Annotated in this window: 2 protein-coding genes; both read right to left on the reverse strand. The window is 56.0% G+C overall.

Features of this window, described 5'->3' with window-relative positions; translation table 11 throughout:
* Nucleotides 1-431 (reverse strand): ABC transporter permease (locus AC2VLY_RS11150; protein ID WP_486891697.1); only part of this gene is annotated, 431 nt, incomplete at its 3' end.
* On the reverse strand, nt 424-1,647 hold a 1,224-nt coding region (locus AC2VLY_RS11155; protein WP_486922290.1), incomplete at its 5' end, for a peptidylprolyl isomerase. The genes AC2VLY_RS11155 and AC2VLY_RS11150, both read right to left, overlap by 8 nt.

The raw sequence follows: 1,647 nt of genomic DNA on the forward strand, positions 1-1,647 counted from the left end.
GCCAGGGCAAAAATGGCCAGTCCCACTAAAATACCCCGGAACACCGAAGCGGCGACCATGGCCGTAAAAATTTCCGTGGGCGTGAGCGGGCTGAGCAGCACAAACACAATATTTCCGGTCACCTTGGATTGAATCAGGCTGGAAGAGCTGTTCGCGAAGGCATTTTGGAGCACAGACATCATCATCAACCCGGGCACAATGAAAGCCGTATAACTGACGCCCGGATACACAGTGATATGACTGCCCAGAGCATGCCCGAAAACCACCAGATAGAGAATGGTGGTAATCAGCGGGGCGGCAATGGTTTGCAACCAGACTTTACCGAAACGCAGGGTTTCCTTGTAAAACAGGGTCCAGGCTGGGGTCAGGCTGCCCTGAATGCGGTTGCCGCTTGCGACAGTTGCCGGGGTACTATGCAGAATTTCAGGCATCGCTGCCGCGTAGATTGGGTTCCAGAATTTCTACATAGGCACTGTCGCGAATCCGATGTTGCCATTCGTCCATGCGTTCACGGACAATCCGGTTAAAGAGCTGCATGCGTGCTGCTGCCATGATCTGTTTTTCTTCCACGGGCTGCTGGCGCTGGCCCTGTGACTGCAGGATATAAATCGCATCGCCTTCACGAATGGGACTGCTGACGGCCCCGGGCTGCAAGGTGAGCAAAGTCCGTTCGAGGGTGTCTGGCAGCTGTCCCGGGGTAATCCAGCCCATTTCTCCGCCTTTTGCAGCGGTGTTGGGATCCTGACTGTAGTTCCGCGCCAGTTCCGAGAAACGGCTGCCATTCTGAAGGGCGGTCTGAATATCCTGGGCGCGATCTTCTGCTTCCTGAAGTTGCAGGCTACTGCCAGCGCGGAGCACGATGGCTGCTGCCTTGACTTCAGTGATGGTGGGTTGTTCGTCTTTTTTGTCGAGGATCTTGAAAATGTGGAAACCGGTGGGTCCGGCGATGACCTGGCTGATATCCCCGGTTTTCAGAGACATGAGGGCCTGAGACACCGAGGGGGGGAGCTCTCCGGCTTTCACCCAGCCTATCCGGCCGCCCTGCAGGGCATCGCGACCACTGCTGACCTGCGCTGCGAGACGTGAAAAGTCTTCCCCGGCAATCAGGTGATTCCGGACCTCGGTGGCCTGTTGGCGGGCTGCGCTGATGGCGTTGGGGGTCGGGTTGTTGGGCATGGGGATGAATATCTGCTGCAGGTTGAAGCTGACTCCGCCCATGTCCTTGAGTTGATGAGCGAAGGTTTTGACTTCGTCAGGACCCACATGGACGCGGCTTTCCACTTCCTGCTGCATGAGTCGGTCAACAATAATGCGATCCTTGAGATCGTTGGTGAAGGTTTCCCAGGATTGTCCCTGACTGCTCAATGCCTGACGTAACTGGTCAGCGGTCATGTGGTTGGCCTGGGCCAGGTTGTTGACGGCCTGATCCAGCATGCCTTTGTCCACTTTGATGTTGGCGCGTTGCGCCATTTGTAATTCGATATCCTGCAAAATCATCTGTTGCAGCACCTGACGGCGCAAAATGTCATCCGCAGGCATGGCATTGGGATCACTCTGCTGGAGATGGGCGCGCACCGCGCTGACGCGTTGCTCCAGTTGCATGGAGGTGATGATATTGTCGTTGACGATGGCTACGATTTTATCCAG

Source organism: Acidithiobacillus sp. TH-A36, assembly GCF_057473445.1.